The following is a 16,977-nucleotide window of genomic DNA, read 5'->3' on the forward strand; positions in this document are numbered from 1 at the left end:
CCAAAAGCCACAATGATACGGATGACTTATGACCTAGTGATGCCGATTGCGGGTATGGCATACTGTGGTAAAGACTGATTGCTACTCTGCGTCGGAGCCGGAGATGAAAATACGTGTCATGTTGGCTGAAGACCAGAACCTTGTGCGTCTGGGTATCTGCAGTTTGCTCGAGCTCAGCAAGGACATTGAGGTTGTCGGCCAGGTCGAAGACGGTAGTCAGGTCGTCGACGGTATCGCCAGATTTCAACCGGACGTTCTATTGATAGATGTTCGCATGCCGAAGATGACCGGCATTGATGCGTTGCACGCCATGCGCGACGCCGGCTGTATGGTGCCCAGTATCATCCTGACCACCTTCGACGACAGTCAGCTGGTCATGGAAGGTATTGCTGCCGGCGCGCGTGGCTACCTGCTCAAGGATGTGTCACTGGACAGTCTGGTGGGTGCCATTGATACCGTTCACGCTGGCGGGACCTTGATGCAACCAGCGCTGACTGAAAGAATCCTCAAGGGGTTGTCGACCATGGAGCCCCGGTACGATGACACCGCTGCGGTGGAAGCACTCAGTGACAAGGAAATAGAAGTGCTGCGTCTGATGGCCGGCGGCTTCAGCAATCGGGAAATTTCCAACACCATTCACAAATCTGAAGGTACCATCAAGAATCAGGTGTCTTCCATATTGGAAAAGCTGGGCGTGCGTGATCGCACGCAGGCTGTGCTGCGCGCCATCAATCTGGGATTGTTGTGAGTGCAACGCCCGCGCAAGTCGGGCATGCGCGATTCAGGCCGCGCGATTCAGGATAGTGATTTGAAGGCGGCCAGAGCAGCTTCGCGAGAGGCCTTCAAATCGACCACCGGGCTCGGGTAATTCTCATCAAGCCGGACACCGGCACTGCGCAGGATATCCGCAGGCGCCTCGAACGGGGCATGAATGTGTTTGTCAGGGAGCGACGCCAACTCCGGCACATAGCGCCTCAGGTAGTCGCCCGCCTGGTCAAATTTCCGGCTTTGCAGCACCGGGTTGAATACCCGGAAATACGGCGACGCGTCGGCGCCGCAGCCGGCGATCCATTGCCAGCTGGCGCTGTTGTTGGGCAGGTCGGCATCCACCAGACAGTCCCAGAACCAGTCTTCACCGGCGTGCCAGTGCAGAAGCAGATTCTTGACCAGGTAGGAGCCAACGACCATGCGCACCCGGTTGTGCATATAGCCGGTTTGCCAGAGTTCGCGCATGCCGGCATCCACCAGCGGCATGCCGGTATTGCCCTGTTGCCAGGCACGCAATCGGTCAGCGTTTTGTTCCCAGGGGAAGTTGTTGAAGCGTTTTTGAATCGCGACACGGGGCAGGTCAGGGTTGTGGTAGAGCAGTGAGTAGGAAAACTCGCGCCAGCCGATCTCTGACAGAAAATTGTCCAGGTCGTTCTCGAGCCCGCCGGTAGCACCTGCCAGTTGTGCTTCGTGCCATACCTGTCGCGGCGAAACCTCGCCAAAATGCAGATAGGGAGAAAGGCGTGAGACCTTGGCCCGGGCCGGGAAGTTGCGCCCTTCTTTGTACCCCTCCAGGCCTGTGTCCAGAAATTGCTGCAAGCGCTGCCAGGCTGCCTTTTCGCCAATCTGCCAGGTTGCTGCCATGGTTTTATCCCAGGGGATGGTGGGCAACAGGCCCAGTGCATCAATGCCTGAGGGACCTACTCGGCCTTTCAGCCAGGCGCCGCCGGAAATTGATGTTGCATCCACTACAGACTGTTTGAGTCGCCGGGGAGCCGGCAGCGGTTGTGCCGGTGGCTCTGCCTTGAGACAACCGCGTCGGTAGAAGGGTGTAAAGACGCGGTAGGGGGTTTGATCATCCTTGAGAATGCGCCAGGGTTCCCACAACAGTGAGCCATTGCTGCTGTAAACCACCGTGCCGTTGTCGTTCAGCTGTTTCTTGAGCTGACTGTCACGATTGATGCGCCAGGGTTCATAGCAGCGGTTCCAGTAAACATCATCGACCTGGAGGGCTTTTACCAGTCTTGGCATGAGGGTCAATGGGTCGCCCTTCAATACCAGCAGTTGATCCCCCAGTGATGCCGATAGCGCGCTCAGTGAATGGTGCAGCCACCAGCGGCTGGCGCCACCCATGGCCCATTCGCCACTGTTGCTGTCATCCAGAATGTAGACAGGGATGACCGCGCCATTATTGCAGGCCTCATAAAGTGCCGGGTTGTCCGCCAGGCGCAGATCCTGCCGCAACCAGACCAGGTTGATACGTTGTGCTGAAATGATCATGTCCTATGCAAATAATAGATTCGTTGATGGTACGTTGCCAGGGCGCGCAAGGATCATACGACAACCAACAAATCCTTGCCCGAATCTGTTATCTTTTGATTGATCAAGGCTCTGCTGACCGGATGCCCTGCAATCCAGGCGGGCCTTACCCGGGCGTGGTGGTGATAAGATGACCACCGCACGCAATACGGATGACGGAAGAGAGAAATCATGACTAGCACCGGCTTTGTACAGTCGCCCTCGAAGAACGCCAGGATCCCCGCGGTGAACATTGTGTCGCCACGTCATGTGGACAGTTGGACCCATACCCGCGGTGGTGACCCACGTGGATTTATCGACGCAACCCGGCTTCGCGAGTTGTGGATCCATACCGGCACCGCCTGCAATCTGGCCTGTCCGTTCTGTCTGGAAGGTTCCAGACCCGGTGATACCCGGATTCCGGCCATAACACTGGAGGAGCTCAAGCCTTTCATTCACGAAGCAGTGGACATGGGCGTTGAACAATTTTCGTTTACCGGTGGCGAGCCTTTTGTCATTCGCGATTTTGTCAATATTCTGGATTATGCCAGCCGTCATAAACCCTGTTTTGTACTGACCAATGGCACGCGGGTTCTGATGCAGCGTGCTCATCAGATTTTACCGTTACTCGACAATCCGTTTTCGGTCAGCTTTCGCATCAGCCTGGATTACCCGGACGCAGTCCGCCATGATGCCGGTCGGGGCGAGGGCAGTTTTGCCGAGTCCTTGCAGAGCATCCGCTGGTTGCACGAACAGGGCTTCAAGGTGTCAGTGGCGCGGCAGATGCAAGCTGACGAAAACAGTGGTGCGATAGAAGCCCAGTACCGGGATGTTTTTCACCAGCATGATATTCCGCAGGCCGTCGCTTTTACCGCCTTTCCGGATTTTGGGGTACCTGGCACTGAAGATGGCAGCCCGGAAGTGACGGAAAACTGTATGGAGAAATACCCGACCACACAAAGCCGGGAGCACTTCATGTGTACCCATACCCGGATGCTGATCAACACTGAGCGGGGCGTACGGGTGTACGCCTGTACGCTGGTGGATGACGACCCCGACTATGATCTGGGCGGCACGCTGGCTGAAAGCATGGAAACACGCATCATGCTTCGCCATCATCGTTGTTTCAGTTGTTACAGATTCGGCGCCAGTTGCAGCGCGCCGGTTTAAGATACCCGTTCAAGGACAAAGATCATGGTCGATCTCGACAATAGCTATGCGCTGGGGCAGGGGAAGGAAAGCGCCAATACCGGCAGCCATGCCGTGGTCTGCTGCTAGTGGAGCTCCCCGCGGCTGACGTCGCCCCTGATTTTGAGCACCTGAATACAGACGATGCATCGCTGCACGAAAACGCCCAGGCATGGCTTTCTGTCGAATATTCGCAGATTGACGCGGGCGAGTTCAGCGGCCGCATCACCCGTCGTGATCTGGGTCCGGTCACCATTTTTCTGGAATACCAGAACAAGGCGGTACACAAGCGGGCGCAGGTTCCCGCTAATCGTTGTACCATATCCATGATCGATCATGGTCACAATGCGGCTCGCTTCATGAGACACAGCATGGAGCAGAATGATCAGCTTTTTCTGATGCCAGCGATGACGGACTGTGATCTGGTCATTCCCGGTGGTGTCTCCTCGTGTTACGCGGTGATGAATGAAGGTGATCTGCTTGATGGCATCCGGGCGCTGGGTGTTGAGGGTTGGGAACAGGACATTGATGGCCTGCAGGTATACAACTCCAGTAGTAGTCGTCAATTGCTGGAACAATTTGCCAGTATCTCTCTTAATCAGGATTACCTGGCGCCGTCAGGGTCAGGCGATGGGGTTGCCACGGGCCAGCATTTGTTGCATCAACTGGCACTGATTATCCATCAGGCATCCGCCGTGGGCACCAACACTGACAGTGGCCAGTACCTGCGGGAACGCCGGCTGGAGGTGGTACGTAGAACCCGGGACTATATTCTGTCATGCCTGGATCAGCATACCAGCCCGAGCGTCGTGGATATTTGCAAGGGCATTGGGGTCAGCGCCCGTGTGCTGCAATACAGTTTTAATGATTTTATGCAGATCACGCCGGTCGCCTATTTGCGTATCCTTCGCCTCAATAAAGTCAGGCAGCAACTGCTGATGCCCGCCCATGCAATGGTGACGGTCACCGAAGTGGCTACCCGCTTCGGTTTCATGCATCTGAGCAATTTTGCCCGCGACTACGCGGGCCTGTTTGGTGAACGCCCCTCGGTCACACTGCAGCGCAGTCTGCGCTAAGCCTCGTACCATGCCTACTGTGCAGGTGCCAATACCTAAGCTCCCGTGATAAATGCGGAAATGTGATAGTCGTGCTTTCGCTCGGCGTGGATCATGTCTGGTCATTTGCTGATCATTCCTGCATCAAGGGTTCACCGCCATGTCCCGCCTCGTTTCCATATTCGCCTATCAAATCGCCAGAACCATTGTTGTTGGCGGCCTGTTGTTGACAGTTGCCGGCGTAGCATCGGCACAGGACCGGATTTACTGGGATGGCGGCAATACCACGCAGAATGGCGCCGTGGATGGCGGTGATGGCACCTGGGACGATGCTTCCACCAACTGGACCAGTCAAACTGGCGGCGTAAACTACACTGCCGATGGCCTTGGTGCCCTGCCTGACAGGCGGTTCAGCGGTGCGGGCGGCACGGTCAACGTCACCGCCACTACGCCGCAGGCAGGTCGGATGCAGTTCAGTAGCAGTGGTTATCGCCTGCAGGGCGCGGCAGTTGATGTGCAGGGGCGGCTGGTACTGAGCACCGGTACCACCACCACGATCGCAAACGCCCTGACCGCCGACGGTCTGGAGTCAGCCAGCACCGGTGTGCTGATCATCGATGCCACGGGCACGCTGCAAATAGACTCAGGCGAGTCGGTGGCGGCCATTGCCGGCAATATCACCAATAATGGCACGCTGGCGTTCAATCGCTCTGACGACCTCGTCTTGACCAACACTATCAATGGCACCGGCCTTATCCGGCAACAGGGCGCGGGTATCCTGACCTTTAATCGTGCGGGGGCGACTTACAGCGGCAATGTGGAAGTCGTCAATGCCACGTTCAGACCTAATAATGTTGAAATCCTTGGTGTCGTGACGCTGGATGGTGGCACATTGAGGAATCTTCAACCGGCAGATCCGCCCGCCGAAATAGCATTAAGAGCAGGTGGTGGAGCGATTTTTGTCGATGTCCCTACTTTTGGTACCGGCAACAACATCAGCGGCATTGGCAAGCTGACCAAAACCGGGGCCGGTCAACTGCGACTGAATGGCAACAGGACCTTCTCGGGCGGCATGGACATTAACGAGGGCGCGGTGATTTTTCGTGACTCATCTGGCGCGGTAACCACCCCGTTTGGTACCGGTCCGGTCACGGTGGCGGCAGGTGCCCGTCTTGATTTGAGTGACGCCATGACTGTGCCAAATGCAGTCTCGCTGGTAGCAACCAGCGACGTGCGAATAGCAACTTCTTATCCGATAACATTGTCTGGCAACATCAATTTTGGCGGTGGGTCTGAGGCAATAACATTGTTGGGAGGGACTACTGCTGATCAAACCGTGAATTTTTCCGGTGTATTATCCAACGGTGGTTTTCTTGTCGATGCGACTGCCATCAGCAGTGCTCGCACGTTGGAGTTCAGTGGCGCGGGCGCCAATACCTACACCGGCCTCACCCGGTTACAAACGGTCGCTGGTGCCGGTCTGCGTTTCCGCCTGAACAAGAGCGCCAACGTCACGGCGGTTCCCGCTAACCTGACCGTGGACACCGGTACGCAGGTCATTGTCGCTGCTCATGAACAAATAGCGGATACCGCCACCGTACAGCTGGACTCGGGCTCGACAATGACACTGGGTGATGCCGTTGCCGTTACCGAAACCATAAGCATGTTGAATGGTGCCGGTGCGTTGAACCTGAGCTCGCTCAGTGAACTCCGGCTGGGCAGTGGTTCGCTGAGTGGCGTGATCAGCGGCGACGGTGCGCTGGTGAAACAGGGTACCGGCTCCCTGTTGCTGTCGGGCACCAGCACCTATACCGGCAACACCTCGGTAACCGCTGGCCAATTGCAGGTCAGCGGCAGTCTGGTCAGCGCTGTGACAGTCAGCAGTGGCGCTACCCTGTCGGGCGCCGGCACAGTGGGCACGCTGCAGGTGAATGGCGGGGGCACTGTCGCCCCGGGCGCGAGCGCGGGCACGTTGAATACCGGTAGTCTGTCACTGGCTGCCACCGCCATTATCAACATGGAACTGGCTGCACCCGGGACCACCGGTGGTGGCGTTAATGACCTGATACAGGTCACGGGCAATCTTGTGCTTGATGGTGTGCTGAATGTCAGCGACCTGGGTGGACTGGCTGCGGGCACCTACACCCTGATGACTTACACCGGTGCGTTGACAGACAATGGCCTGACCGTTGGCACCACGCCGGCCGGGTTTGTTTACAGCCTTGATGTCACCCAGAGCAATGCCGTCAACCTGATCGTTGCTTCGCGGCAGGCAGCACTGACGCTGTCAGGGTCGGAACTGGATTTCGGCACCCGTAGCATCACCGCAGCAGCGAGTAGTCAGGTGCTGACGGTCACTAGTTCAGGCAATATTTCGACAGTCTTCGCCAGCCCCACAATCACGGGAACCCATGCCGCTGATTTTTCCATCTCGGCCGATACCTGCGCAAGCACGATACTTGTCGTTGCCGCCAATTGCACGATCACCATTACGCAGAGCGGCACAACCGCCGGTATGCGTTCAGCCGTGCTGAATATTCGCTCTGATGCGCACGACAACCCGCATGCCGTGACGTTGAGCGTGCGTAGGGTCGGCTTGCCGACATTGGCCGGTCTGAACGGCATCAGTCGGGACTTCACCACCGGTGCCGGTGCGCTGCGCCTGGATCAGGGCAATGTGACCGTACTGGGTGTGCCAGAGGCGTTGAATCTCGACGGTGGCACACTGCGGACAAGCATGGTGACTGGCGCGAACGCCGCTGAAGATGTGTTCTCATTTGCCAGCGTGGGCGGAGTCAGTCTAAGCGGCACCGCTGCCGGCAGCAACGTACTGGTGGATGCGACGGTGATCGGAACGCTTGAGAATGCAGTCGCTGCCGGCAACGTGCTGGGTGTCACATTCAACACCAATGCCACAGTGGCCAGGGCGCAGACCCTGATGCGTGCAATCACGTATCAGAATATCAATACTGGCAGTCCGGTCACTGGCGTCCGTGAAGCCGAAATCAGCCTGACCTATCTGGGGCAGTCAGTCACGGCCACCCTGTCCATTGATGTGAAAGAAGCGCCTGTTGTGGTGTTGCCCCCGGTTGAACCCTCGACTCCGCCGGTGGTGACCGGCAGTGTAGAGACTGATGTTGCCGGTAGTGTGGACGATCCGGTGACCATCCGGGATGCCACCGTCGATGGGGGTGTGACCCTGACCCATGTCATCATTGGTTCCGGCGTCACGCTGGCCCCCGGCGTGATTCTGGGTGAAGGTGTCATTTTCGAGGCACCCGGCCTGATCCAGGCGTTGCAGCTGATTCCTCCCTTTGGCGCTGATGGGGCCTCGCTGGAACAACTTGCCAACGGCCAGATTCGTATCACAGCCAGTGGCTACCGGGCCCTACTGTTGCCTTTTGCTACTATGCAGGCAAGCGCCGGCCAGTTGCCGGGTATTCACTACGGTGACAATGGCGAGGTCATCCTGATTGCCAGTGGTGGCATGGGTATTCGGCTGTATGCCTTGCACAATGACGGTGAGGCGTTGAGCAGCCTGTTGTCAGGTTCCGGCCTGCAACAGAACGTCACCTCCACCGGGCAGATGCAGGTGACGTCCGTGGTGGCCGGGTCGACGCCGTTGGCCAGTGGTGCCACGGTGGTGGCGCTGTCTGGTGAGGAGGTGTATTTCAGTGCCCGTGCCGATCTTGTTGCGGTACCCGCCGGTACCGCTGCCGTGGCGGGGATTGTTGAATATCCGGTGGCAGGACTGGGCACCGTACAGCAGTTGTCGTCGCTGTTCCTGCCTGAAGAGGGAGAGCTGATGCAGCAGGATCTGATGCCGGCGTCGGCAGATTGGCCGGCATTGCGCGACGCCCTGCTGGCGATGCCGGGCATCACGGCTGTGAGCCTGGACACGCGCGGCGTCATTGACGTCAGTGTTGATGGCATACAATTGCGCGGTGTAATGGATTACACGGTCGTCCGCTCGGCTGCCGGCAGTGGCGCCCTGGTGTTGGATGCCGCAGGGGACCTCACCGGTAACGGCATGGGTGACTACCGCGTGACTTACAGCAACGGTGATCAACAATATCTGTTTATTTATGCTGACAATTAGGCGGATTGGCTGTGTTCGAAAAATAGCCGGGTCTGCTCGTCCGCGGGAAAATAGCTTTCGATCATCAGTTCCTGCAGGCCGGCGTCCAGTGCCGTGCCGAAACTGCTGAGCGTGGAGAACACCTTCAATTGCTGGCCGTGAATGTTCAGCTCGGAGGTCAGCATGGGGCCTTCCCAGGAGTCAGGCGAAGGCGTCTGCCAGTCTCGTGGCGGGTCCATGCTCAGCAGTCTGTCCATCAGTGTCGCCAGCCCTGCCGTTGGTTGGGTACTCAACTGTAGCCGCAGGCGGCGTAGCAGCAAGCTTGCCACAGTATCCCAGTTGGTCAGATAGGCTCGCAGCCCTTCAGGATCAAACATGTGCTCCAGCAAATTGCTGGTTTGCTGCAATCGTTCGATTGGAACCAGCGCGGTCATCAGATTGTGCATAGCGGTATTGCCCATCAGCAGGTTCCATTCCAGATCCAGTACCGCCGCCGGGTAGGGATTGTGTTTATCCAGCATGATCTGCAAGGCATCTCGCACCGGCTGCATGGCGCTGTCATCCAGGGACATATCAGAAAACACTGCTGCATAGCCAAACGCATTCATCAACCGGTTGCAGTCGCGATGGCTCAGCCCCATGACCTCCGACAGCCTGAGCAGCATGTCGCGGCTGGGTTGGGCGCGGCCGGTTTCAATGAAACTGATGTGACGTGCCGAGACCTCAGCCTGCAAGCCAAGATCAAGCTGTGACAGGCGCCTGGCACGGCGGATTTCCGTCAGGACGTGGCCGGTGGCTGGCATGAGTTTTACCTCTCAATAACATTGATGCTGATTCTTGCGCATTAACCGACTCAAGACCATTACTTCCGAGGTAATTGAGTTGCATTGTCATCAGCGGGATCATGCTTTCAGCGTCGATCAAACCTGGTCGGCGTGTGTTCAACGTTGCTAAAGGAGCTCTGTCATGAAAATTCCGAGTCTGACCACTACACTGCTGGTTAATGTTATCTGCTCTGCTACCGCTGGTGCCGTGCTGGTGGTTGCGCCAACGACCATGGCTGGCATCATCGGTGAGGTTCCAGCATGGCTTTGTCAGTTTGTTGGTGTCGGGCTGATGCTGTTTGCCGGATGGGTATACTGGATTTCGCGAAAGTTACCGGAGGCGCGTGCCGGTGTTAGCTGGGTATTTGCGCTGGACATGGTGTGGGTCGTCGGTGTGCCGGTGGTCATGGTCGCATTCGCCAACTACCTGACTTTGTGGGGGCACCTGCTGCTGGGCGGTTCGGTATTGCTGGTGGCGGATTTTGCCTGGCTGGAGTGGTACTGGGTCAGACGCATGCCGCACGACAGTCGACTGCATGCCGGTGCCGCGTAGCCGCCTGATACTATCCATTAAAGACCAGTCGGTTGTTATTGTCGCGATTGTGCTTTATCGCCTCTTCGTTATTGATGTCCGCCATCAGTTTACATTGTCTGTCATACAGAACCACGTTGACCGACGCTGCCAGATTCATGCAGCCGATGGTGGGGACAAATACCACATGATCGGCTGCATCGATGATGGCCTGAGGCAGGGACCCATCTTCCGGGCCGAACACATAGAGAGCATGCCTGGGGTGCTCAAACTGTGGCAGCAGGGCGGCGCCCTCGGCAAATTCCACACAGACCACTTGAGTGTTCTCCGGCAGGTCACTCAGCAGATCAGTCATCTGGGTCAGTGGTATTGTCGTGTGCATGTTCTTGGTATCAGTCTGATATTTTACTGCACGCGAAAATCGCTCGCCGCTATAGCGCACCGAGTTGGCCTGATAGCATCCGGCAGCCCGCATGATGGAGCCCACATTCTCCGGGCTTTTAGGGTTATGTAGGGCGATGATGGTCCAGAGGCGTGTTGTCATTTCTGTCGCCTGTGGTCGAGTTCGCCACTGTCGGCGTCGGTGAACTCAGGTTCACGCTTTTCGAAATAAGCTTTCACCGCTTCGTTCTGGTTAGCCGAGCCAATCAGGCGGTGGATCTCCTGGCGTTCGGCAGCAAACTGTTCAGCAGCTTCCGCCTTGAGCTTGCGGGTTAACAGCCGTTTGGCGGCACGCACCGCATCGGGGCTGCGACTGGCAATCTCAGTGGCAAGCGATTGCGCAGCGACCAGAGGGTCTTCTGATAAATGGGTGATCAGTCCAAGTGCGTGGCCTTCGTCGGCCTGCAGAATTCTGGCGCTATAAACCAGTTCGCGGGCAACATCAGGACGTACCAGTTGTGACAGCATCAGCGTGCCGGTCATATCCGGGATCAGGCCCCAGAACACTTCGCGCACCGACAGCTGGGTGTCCGGGTGGGCAATGCGAATATCCGCACACAGCGCAATCTGCATACCGCCGCCAAGGGCGTGGCCCTGCAGTGCGGCAATAACCGGAACCGGCACCTCCTGCCAGACCCAGCACACCTGTTGGGCCAGGTGAGTCATGGCATCCTCGGCAACCATGGTACCAATGGTCGAGGTCTTGCCATCACGCTGCGACATGCCCTTAAACGAGCCAAAGTCCAGGCCGGCACAGAAGGATTCGCCTTCGCCGGACAACACCACGGCACGCAGGCCTGGCAAAGATGTCAGCGCGTCACCGGCAGCGGCCAGCGACTGGAACAGGGCGTCATCAAGGGCGTTGCGTTTGTCCGCGCGATTCAGGCGTACATCGGCAATGCCATTGTGCAGGTTGACGGTGACGCGGTTGTCCTTGATGCCATCAATGTGCATGGTGTCTCCTGGGGGCGCTCAGGCCAGTCTTGCATAAATAAAAACGTCTGTGGCGTCCGGTAAGTCGTCACTGGTAAACGCCTGACGGATCACCTCAATAATCTCAAACCCGCGCGATTTCAGGGTTTCGATCAACAGGTCGGTATTATGGTAGTAAGTGCAAACCCAGTCTATATTGTTTCTGCTTTGCAATCCTGAGTCGGTGTAATCGCCTTCCATAAAACTGATGTACAGAATGCCGCCGGGATTCAGCATGTCTTGCGCGTCGTGAATGAATTTTGCCACTTCTACCCGTGTCAGGTACGGGAAACAGAAGCCGGCGATAATGGCGTCATAGTGTCCTCCCAGTGAGGCGATCTGCCTGCAGTCCATCACTGTAAAGGTCGCCGTAGGGTTATTGCTTTTGGCAAGCTCGACCATCTTCGGCGACAGATCGATCCCGTGAAGCTTACGTTTGGGGAAATCCTTAAGCAGGAATCGGGCAATATTTCCGGGCCCACTTGCTGCGTCGAGAATCGAAGCCTCGGCAGCCAACAGATCTGACAACGGTCCGTACGTCTCAACGTAGGGGCCATGGTCCATATATTTGTTTTGGTACTCTGCGGCGTACTTGTCAAACGTCGCAATGGTTTGCTTCAGGTCGTCCATTGTTGTTCTCGGGTCAGGGTGGTATTGCACTCCAGGTCCGGTCAAATGACCTGACCGTAAAATAAATTTTGTATCCGGGCTATGCTACCATCAAATTCAACAATCGGAACGAAGGGTTAATCATGAGCAAAGGGTTGTTTGATCTGAGCGGCAAAGTGGCACTGGTCACGGGCGGCAATGGTGGCATTGGTCTGGGTTTTGCCATGGGTATCGCCCGGCAGGGCGGTGATGTGTGTATCTGGGGGCGTAATGCGGACAAGAACCGGGATGCGCTGGCGCAGCTCAAACCCTATGGTACCCGCTGTCATGCCATCAGCTGTGATGTTGTGGATGAAACCGTGGTAGATCAGGCCTTTGCCGAGACACTGGAAGAGTTCGGGCGAGTAGACGGGTGTTTTGCCAATGCCGGTGTCGGTGGCGGCGGTCGCTTTGATGAGCTGACACTGGCGCAATGGCGGCGAGTGATGGCAGTCAATCTGGATGGCCTGTTTTTGACCCTGCGGGCGGCGGCACGACACATGAAAGCACGGGCAGAAGCCGGGGACGCCGGTGGACGCCTGATAGGCACTTCATCCATCGGCGCAAAGCTGGGCATGGTCGGCGGTGAGGCCTATGCCGGCAGCAAGGGTGCGGTATTGTCGATCATGAAAGGGCTGGCTGTGGAGTACGCCCGCTACGGCGTGACAGCAAACTCCGTGCTGCCCGGTCATATCGAAACCGCGATGACCGAAGAAACCTATCAAAGCGAGAAATTCCACAATGCCATCATGCCGCGCGTTCCGGCGCGCCGCTGGGGGACGCCGGAAGATTTTGAAGGTATTGCCGCCTATCTGATGAGTGATGCCAGCCAGTACCACACGGGGGACAGCTTTGTTATCGATGGGGGTTTCATCATCTGACTATTTTGGTTGAGACCGTTGGTTGACACCGCCAGTGCTCGGGCCTACATCTCCCGTAGTGAGTTGTAGGCCTTGCTCATGGCAATGCGTTCTTTTTCTTCACCTGCCTGCAGGTCCGCGAACACATCACGCACTTCCGGCACGTTGCTGCCGTCGTGCAGTACCGTGAGTAATTCCTCGATGTAGCGCTCCGCACGCTGGCCCAGATCATAGAAGTCGTCAGGGTCCAGGTTGGCGGCTGCTTCCGGCTTCAGTTCAGCCTCCAGGTTGCTCAGGAAATCGTTGGGGTCCTCCGGGTACGATATCTGCAACATGGTATCCAGAATACGTTGCGGTGCTGTCTCCTGGTACGACGTCAGGGTTTCCACCAGGCGCAGCTCGCGACGCTGCATTTCTTCCGCCAGCAGTTTGGAGAACTTGTTCTCCATCATGGCGCTCAGACGACCATACATATTGGCCAGCTTCTGATGGAACCGGATCAATATGGTGAGAAGATGGGTCACTTTGTCGTAGCTGGGTACGCGAGTCATGAATTCTCCTTGTCCTTGTCGTGCGTTTCCAATGTGTCTGCCCAGCATACCGGTTTCATTGGCTTTCGTCAGCCCGCGCCAGCAGCGCTCCGGGCAGGTGCTGTACACAGCTTGTCGGTATGGAAAGCGTTGATAGTGGCATTGAGAGGTTTATGTCTGTGCGGTTTTAAGCGAAAATGCAGCACTTGCAGCACCGCTCGACGGCGGGATAGCTGGGTTTTTAGGGGACAGCGGCGATATGATCTTGATGATCGACAATTACGACTCGTTTACCTACAACATCGTGCAGTATCTTGGCGAGTTGGGGGCAGATGTGCAGGTATACCGGAATGACGCGCTTTCGCTGTCAGACATTGAGGCGTTGGCCCCGGCCAAAATCGTGATATCCCCCGGCCCGTGCTCGCCCAGTGAGGCGGGGATTTCCATTGATGTGATCAAACACTTCGCTGGCAACATCCCGATTCTGGGGGTTTGTCTGGGACATCAAAGCATCGGGCAGGCCTTTGGCGGCGACGTTATCAGAGCCCGACAGGTTATGCATGGCAAGCTGTCGTCCATATACCACAACAACACCGGGGTCTTCAGCGAGCTGCCCAGCCCGTTTACGGCGACGCGGTATCATTCTCTGGTGGTCGACAGCAAAACCCTGCCCGAGTGTCTGGAAGTGACAGCCTGGACACAGCTGGCTGATGGCAGCATCGACGAGATTATGGGGCTGCGCCATAAAACCCTGGCATTGGAAGGCGTTCAGTTTCACCCTGAGTCCATCCTCAGTGAACACGGCCATCAGCTGCTGAAGAGTTTTCTGCAACGTTGACATTACAACCAGAACGGGAACGTTTTTCATGGATATCAAACAGTCAATTCGCCGGTTAACCGACAGGCAGGACTTCACAGCGGACCAGATGACCGACTTGATGCGTGAACTGATGACAGGGAAATGTACTGACGCGCAGGTCGCCGCCGTATTGATCGCCTTGCAGATGAAGGGTATCCGGACGCCGGAGTTGCTGGGTGCTGTCCGTGTCATGCGCGAGTTGGCAACACCGGTTGCCGTGCCGCCGGATGCGCACCTGGTAGACACGTGCGGGACCGGTGGTACGGGTACCGACACCTTCAATATTTCAACGTCCGCGGCAATGGTTGCTGCCTGCGCCGGTGCCCGCGTGGCCAAGCACGGTAACCGCGGCGCCACCAGCAAAAGCGGCAGCGCCGACCTGCTGGAGACGGCAGGGGTGAACCTGGCCATCAGTCCGGAGCAGGTGGCAGCCTGTATTGAAGAACTGGGGGTGGGTTTCATGTTTGCACCCGGTCACCATAGTGCGATGAAGCATGTCATTGGTGCGCGACGTGAAATTGGTGTGCGCACGATCTTTAACATGCTGGGCCCATTGACCAATCCGGCGTCGGCACCAAATCAGGTGTTGGGGGTGTTTGACCCGGTCTGGATTGAACCCATTCTGGATGTACTGAAAGAGCTCGGTTCGCGGCACGTGCTGGTGCTGGCTTCGGATGATGGTCTGGATGAAATCAGTATTTCCGCGCCCACGCAGATAGGTGAGCTGCGCGATGGCCACATTGTCCGTTTTACTGTCACACCAGCGGATTTTGGCATGACACAACGCGAGGGCTTTGCCATGTTGCAGGTGCATTCGCCACAGGAAAGTTATGCGTTGGTACAGAAAGCACTGTGTTACGAAGATGAAGCAGCAGGTGATATTGTTGCGCTGAACGCTGGGGCGGCCATTTACGCTGCCAACCTGGTAGATGATCTGCCCGCCGGTGTTGCCCGCGCGCAGGCCATCCTGCGCAGCGGCGAGGCTTTGCAGAAGCTGCAGGCACTGGCACGGTTCAGCTCGGCGATGAGCACAGGCTGAGATAGGTATGCCCCAAAACACTTTTAACCCTTTAAGGTCGCAGGCAGGCTTGATGACGAGAATTCAATTATGAATACCAGCACTATCCTGGAAAAAATCCTGGCGCATAAGCAAGTGGAAATTCAACGCAACCGCCAGCGCAAGAGTCAGGCCTTGCTGGAAAAGCAGGCGGTCGCCAGTGTGTCGGATCGGCGCGGTTTTATCAGCGCCCTGCGCAGTCGAATGCAGGCGCAACAGGCGGCCGTGATTGCGGAGATAAAAAAGGCCTCGCCCAGCCAGGGGCTTATCAGGACAGATTTTGACCCGGCCAGGATAGCCGCTCAGTATGCGGAAGCAGGCGCCACGTGTCTTTCAGTGCTTACCGATGAACAGTTTTTTCAGGGCAGTACTGCCTACCTGCAACAGGCTCGCGCGGCCTGCGACCTCCCCGTTATCCGCAAGGACTTCATTGTTGACCCCTACCAGGTAGCGGAAGCAGGGGCCATGGGTGCCGATTGTATTCTGTTGATTGTGGCTGCTCTGAACCCGCCGCGATTACGTGACCTGGCTGCCTGCGCGACCGAATACCAGCTCGACGTGCTGGTCGAGGTACACAACGAAACAGAACTTGATATCGCCCTGTCAGCCGGCTTCGATCTTATTGGTGTGAATAACCGCAATCTGCACGATTTCCACACCGATCTGGAGACTACATTCCGCCTTGCAGCACTGACGCCAGACGACAAGCTGATTGTCACGGAGAGCGGCATTCGTACCGCGGCTGATGTCAAACGCATGATGTCTCAAGGGATTTACGGATTCCTGATCGGAGAGACCTTCATGCGTGCTGACGACCCGGGTGACAAACTCAGAGAACTGTTCGCCTGACCCTAAATTACTGCGCTTTTCAGCCGATACTGAAAGAAGGTCACTTTTACTTTCCTGGTCTTTCGCGCGGTCTGAGCATGGTTGCTTCATACTTTCTGTCGACGCTGTTTTTGCTGTGCCTGATGCTGGCAGGCCTGTTTATGGCCCAACAGGCGTCACAGCGACAGGGTCAGCATGTCAGCCGCCTGAGTCGTCTTTCTGCACTGGAATCCCGGCGCTCGCAGGTTCATCAAACGGCAAGAGCACTGCAACAGATGGATACCGACGGCGAAGTGCTGGCGTTGTTGTACGGTAGTCTGCTGGATGACCTGCACATGATCAAAACGCTGGACCCGGTGCGAGCCGACCTGGAGAAACAGATCAAGGAAGCCGAGACCGCCAGCAAGCAGACTTCCTCCGGTAACGCCAAGGCGGGTAGTAGCGCAGCGGTGGCCACTGAAGAGGAGCTGACCATGACTCAGCGACATATTCAGCGTGCCATGAAAATCTTTGTATCGATGTACAAGAGCGACAAAATCAGTGCCAGTCAGTATCAGTCGTGCCGGGACAAACTGCGTATGCTTGGTTTGCGGGTTGCGGTTAATTCCTGTCTGTTGATGGCGCAGCGGGCAGTCGACAGTGAGGACGCAGTCAAAGCGATGTCGTGTTTCCGCCGGGCGGAAAGTTTCCTGAGCATGAAGGGCTTGCCGGGCGCAGAAATTGCCGAGAAGCGATCCTACATCAAAGCGGAGCGTGAAAAAGTGATATCGCTTTCAGAAGCAGGGCGTGGACTGCTGTTGATGGCAGCGCAAGAATAGG

Annotated in this window: 16 protein-coding genes; 10 read left to right on the forward strand and 6 right to left on the reverse strand. The window is 56.9% G+C overall.

Going from position 1 to position 16,977, the window contains the following annotated elements; all coding sequences use genetic code 11:
* The first annotated feature begins 103 nt into the window (after positions 1-103).
* The gene (locus PHACT_RS11095) at positions 104-748 is read left to right on the forward strand and encodes a response regulator (protein ID WP_070117827.1); all 645 of its coding nucleotides are present in this window, start codon (positions 104-106) and stop codon (positions 746-748) included.
* Between the two features lie 47 nt (positions 749-795).
* Here the strand turns inward: PHACT_RS11095 and PHACT_RS11100 are convergent, their stop codons facing one another.
* Positions 796-2,268 carry a cryptochrome/photolyase family protein gene (locus tag PHACT_RS11100; protein WP_070117828.1) on the reverse strand — a complete coding sequence of 491 codons (1,473 nt, stop codon included), beginning with the start codon at positions 2,266-2,268 and terminating at the stop codon, positions 796-798.
* A gap of 210 nt (positions 2,269-2,478) precedes the next feature.
* Between PHACT_RS11100 and PHACT_RS11105 the strand changes: the two genes are divergently transcribed.
* The 3 genes from PHACT_RS11105 (at position 2,479) to PHACT_RS11115 (ending at position 8,628) form a co-directional block, all read left to right on the forward strand.
* Positions 2,479-3,456: a radical SAM protein gene (locus PHACT_RS11105; protein ID WP_070117829.1), complete on the forward strand. Its 978-nt coding sequence runs from the start codon at positions 2,479-2,481 to the stop codon at positions 3,454-3,456.
* Positions 3,457-3,563: 107 nt separating this feature from the next.
* Positions 3,564-4,550: a helix-turn-helix domain-containing protein gene (locus tag PHACT_RS11110; protein WP_070117830.1), complete on the forward strand. Its 987-nt coding sequence runs from the start codon at positions 3,564-3,566 to the stop codon at positions 4,548-4,550.
* Between the two features lie 139 nt (positions 4,551-4,689).
* A complete protein-coding gene (locus tag PHACT_RS11115; protein ID WP_070117831.1) occupies positions 4,690-8,628 on the forward strand; it encodes a beta strand repeat-containing protein in 3,939 nt (1,312 codons plus the stop codon).
* On the opposite strand, the gene PHACT_RS11120 is transcribed toward PHACT_RS11115, so the two are convergent.
* Complete coding sequence (locus tag PHACT_RS11120) at positions 8,625-9,410, reverse strand: helix-turn-helix domain-containing protein (RefSeq protein ID WP_070117832.1); 786 nt, start codon at positions 9,408-9,410, stop codon at positions 8,625-8,627. The two genes, PHACT_RS11115 and PHACT_RS11120, sit on opposite strands and share 4 nt — an antisense overlap.
* 163 nt (positions 9,411-9,573) lie before the next feature.
* Between PHACT_RS11120 and PHACT_RS11125 the strand changes: the two genes are divergently transcribed.
* A complete protein-coding gene (locus tag PHACT_RS11125) occupies positions 9,574-9,984 on the forward strand; it encodes a hypothetical protein (RefSeq protein ID WP_070117833.1) in 411 nt (136 codons plus the stop codon).
* A gap of 10 nt (positions 9,985-9,994) precedes the next feature.
* Here the strand turns inward: PHACT_RS11125 and PHACT_RS11130 are convergent, their stop codons facing one another.
* Genes PHACT_RS11130 through PHACT_RS11140 form a run of 3 tightly spaced genes read right to left on the reverse strand, consistent with a single transcriptional unit; the run spans position 9,995 to position 12,006 of the window.
* Complete coding sequence (locus tag PHACT_RS11130; protein ID WP_070117834.1) at positions 9,995-10,507, reverse strand: RNA methyltransferase; 513 nt, start codon at positions 10,505-10,507, stop codon at positions 9,995-9,997.
* Positions 10,504-11,358, reverse strand: a complete 855-nt coding sequence (locus tag PHACT_RS11135; protein WP_070117835.1) for a crotonase/enoyl-CoA hydratase family protein — start codon at positions 11,356-11,358, stop codon at positions 10,504-10,506. Before PHACT_RS11135 ends, PHACT_RS11130 begins: the two co-directional genes overlap by 4 nt.
* An 18-nt stretch (positions 11,359-11,376) precedes the next feature.
* A complete protein-coding gene (locus PHACT_RS11140) occupies positions 11,377-12,006 on the reverse strand; it encodes a class I SAM-dependent DNA methyltransferase (protein ID WP_070117836.1) in 630 nt (209 codons plus the stop codon).
* 122 nt (positions 12,007-12,128) lie between these two features.
* On the opposite strand from PHACT_RS11140, the gene PHACT_RS11145 reads away from it, so the two are divergent.
* A complete protein-coding gene (locus PHACT_RS11145; protein WP_070117837.1) occupies positions 12,129-12,905 on the forward strand; it encodes an SDR family NAD(P)-dependent oxidoreductase in 777 nt (258 codons plus the stop codon).
* Between the two features lie 44 nt (positions 12,906-12,949).
* On the opposite strand, the gene PHACT_RS11150 is transcribed toward PHACT_RS11145, so the two are convergent.
* A complete protein-coding gene (locus tag PHACT_RS11150) occupies positions 12,950-13,435 on the reverse strand; it encodes a hypothetical protein (RefSeq protein ID WP_070117838.1) in 486 nt (161 codons plus the stop codon).
* A 238-nt stretch (positions 13,436-13,673) separates the two neighbouring features.
* Between PHACT_RS11150 and PHACT_RS11155 the strand changes: the two genes are divergently transcribed.
* The 4 genes from PHACT_RS11155 to PHACT_RS11170 all read left to right on the forward strand — a co-directional run bounded on the left by PHACT_RS11155 (position 13,674) and on the right by PHACT_RS11170 (position 16,976).
* Positions 13,674-14,252 (forward strand): anthranilate synthase component II, encoded by a 579-nt coding sequence (locus tag PHACT_RS11155; protein ID WP_070117839.1) that lies wholly within the window; start codon positions 13,674-13,676, stop codon positions 14,250-14,252.
* Positions 14,253-14,280: 28 nt separating this feature from the next.
* A complete protein-coding gene (gene trpD, locus PHACT_RS11160; protein WP_070117840.1) occupies positions 14,281-15,312 on the forward strand; it encodes an anthranilate phosphoribosyltransferase in 1,032 nt (343 codons plus the stop codon).
* Positions 15,313-15,381: 69 nt separating this feature from the next.
* Positions 15,382-16,179, forward strand: coding sequence for an indole-3-glycerol phosphate synthase TrpC (gene trpC, locus PHACT_RS11165; protein WP_070117841.1), 798 nt, complete (start codon positions 15,382-15,384; stop codon positions 16,177-16,179).
* Between the two features lie 77 nt (positions 16,180-16,256).
* Positions 16,257-16,976 (forward strand): hypothetical protein, encoded by a 720-nt coding sequence (locus PHACT_RS11170; RefSeq protein ID WP_070117842.1) that lies wholly within the window; start codon positions 16,257-16,259, stop codon positions 16,974-16,976.
* Position 16,977: the final 1 nt, after the last annotated feature.

The sequence above is a fragment of the Pseudohongiella acticola genome (assembly GCF_001758195.1).
In the GTDB taxonomy this organism is placed as follows: domain Bacteria; phylum Pseudomonadota; class Gammaproteobacteria; order Pseudomonadales; family Pseudohongiellaceae; genus Pseudohongiella; species Pseudohongiella acticola.

What these genes read in the sequence shown, in the direction of transcription:
- PHACT_RS11125 (WP_070117833.1), top strand. Translation starts at nt 9,574, where the DNA reads ATGAAAATTCCGAGTCTGACCACTACACTGCTGGTTAATGTTATCTGC.
- PHACT_RS11140 (WP_070117836.1), bottom strand. Translation starts at nt 12,006, where the DNA reads ATGGACGACCTGAAGCAAACCATTGCGACGTTTGACAAGTACGCCGCA.
- PHACT_RS11145 (WP_070117837.1), top strand. Translation starts at nt 12,129, where the DNA reads ATGAGCAAAGGGTTGTTTGATCTGAGCGGCAAAGTGGCACTGGTCACG.
- PHACT_RS11115 (WP_070117831.1), top strand. Translation starts at nt 4,690, where the DNA reads ATGTCCCGCCTCGTTTCCATATTCGCCTATCAAATCGCCAGAACCATT.
- trpD (WP_070117840.1), top strand. Translation starts at nt 14,281, where the DNA reads ATGGATATCAAACAGTCAATTCGCCGGTTAACCGACAGGCAGGACTTC.
- PHACT_RS11130 (WP_070117834.1), bottom strand. Translation starts at nt 10,507, where the DNA reads ATGACAACACGCCTCTGGACCATCATCGCCCTACATAACCCTAAAAGC.
- PHACT_RS11100 (WP_070117828.1), bottom strand. Translation starts at nt 2,268, where the DNA reads ATGATCATTTCAGCACAACGTATCAACCTGGTCTGGTTGCGGCAGGAT.
- trpC (WP_070117841.1), top strand. Translation starts at nt 15,382, where the DNA reads ATGAATACCAGCACTATCCTGGAAAAAATCCTGGCGCATAAGCAAGTG.
- PHACT_RS11120 (WP_070117832.1), bottom strand. Translation starts at nt 9,410, where the DNA reads ATGCCAGCCACCGGCCACGTCCTGACGGAAATCCGCCGTGCCAGGCGC.
- PHACT_RS11135 (WP_070117835.1), bottom strand. Translation starts at nt 11,358, where the DNA reads ATGCACATTGATGGCATCAAGGACAACCGCGTCACCGTCAACCTGCAC.
- PHACT_RS11155 (WP_070117839.1), top strand. Translation starts at nt 13,674, where the DNA reads ATGATCTTGATGATCGACAATTACGACTCGTTTACCTACAACATCGTG.
- PHACT_RS11170 (WP_070117842.1), top strand. Translation starts at nt 16,257, where the DNA reads ATGGTTGCTTCATACTTTCTGTCGACGCTGTTTTTGCTGTGCCTGATG.
- PHACT_RS11150 (WP_070117838.1), bottom strand. Translation starts at nt 13,435, where the DNA reads ATGACTCGCGTACCCAGCTACGACAAAGTGACCCATCTTCTCACCATA.
- PHACT_RS11095 (WP_070117827.1), top strand. Translation starts at nt 104, where the DNA reads ATGAAAATACGTGTCATGTTGGCTGAAGACCAGAACCTTGTGCGTCTG.
- PHACT_RS11105 (WP_070117829.1), top strand. Translation starts at nt 2,479, where the DNA reads ATGACTAGCACCGGCTTTGTACAGTCGCCCTCGAAGAACGCCAGGATC.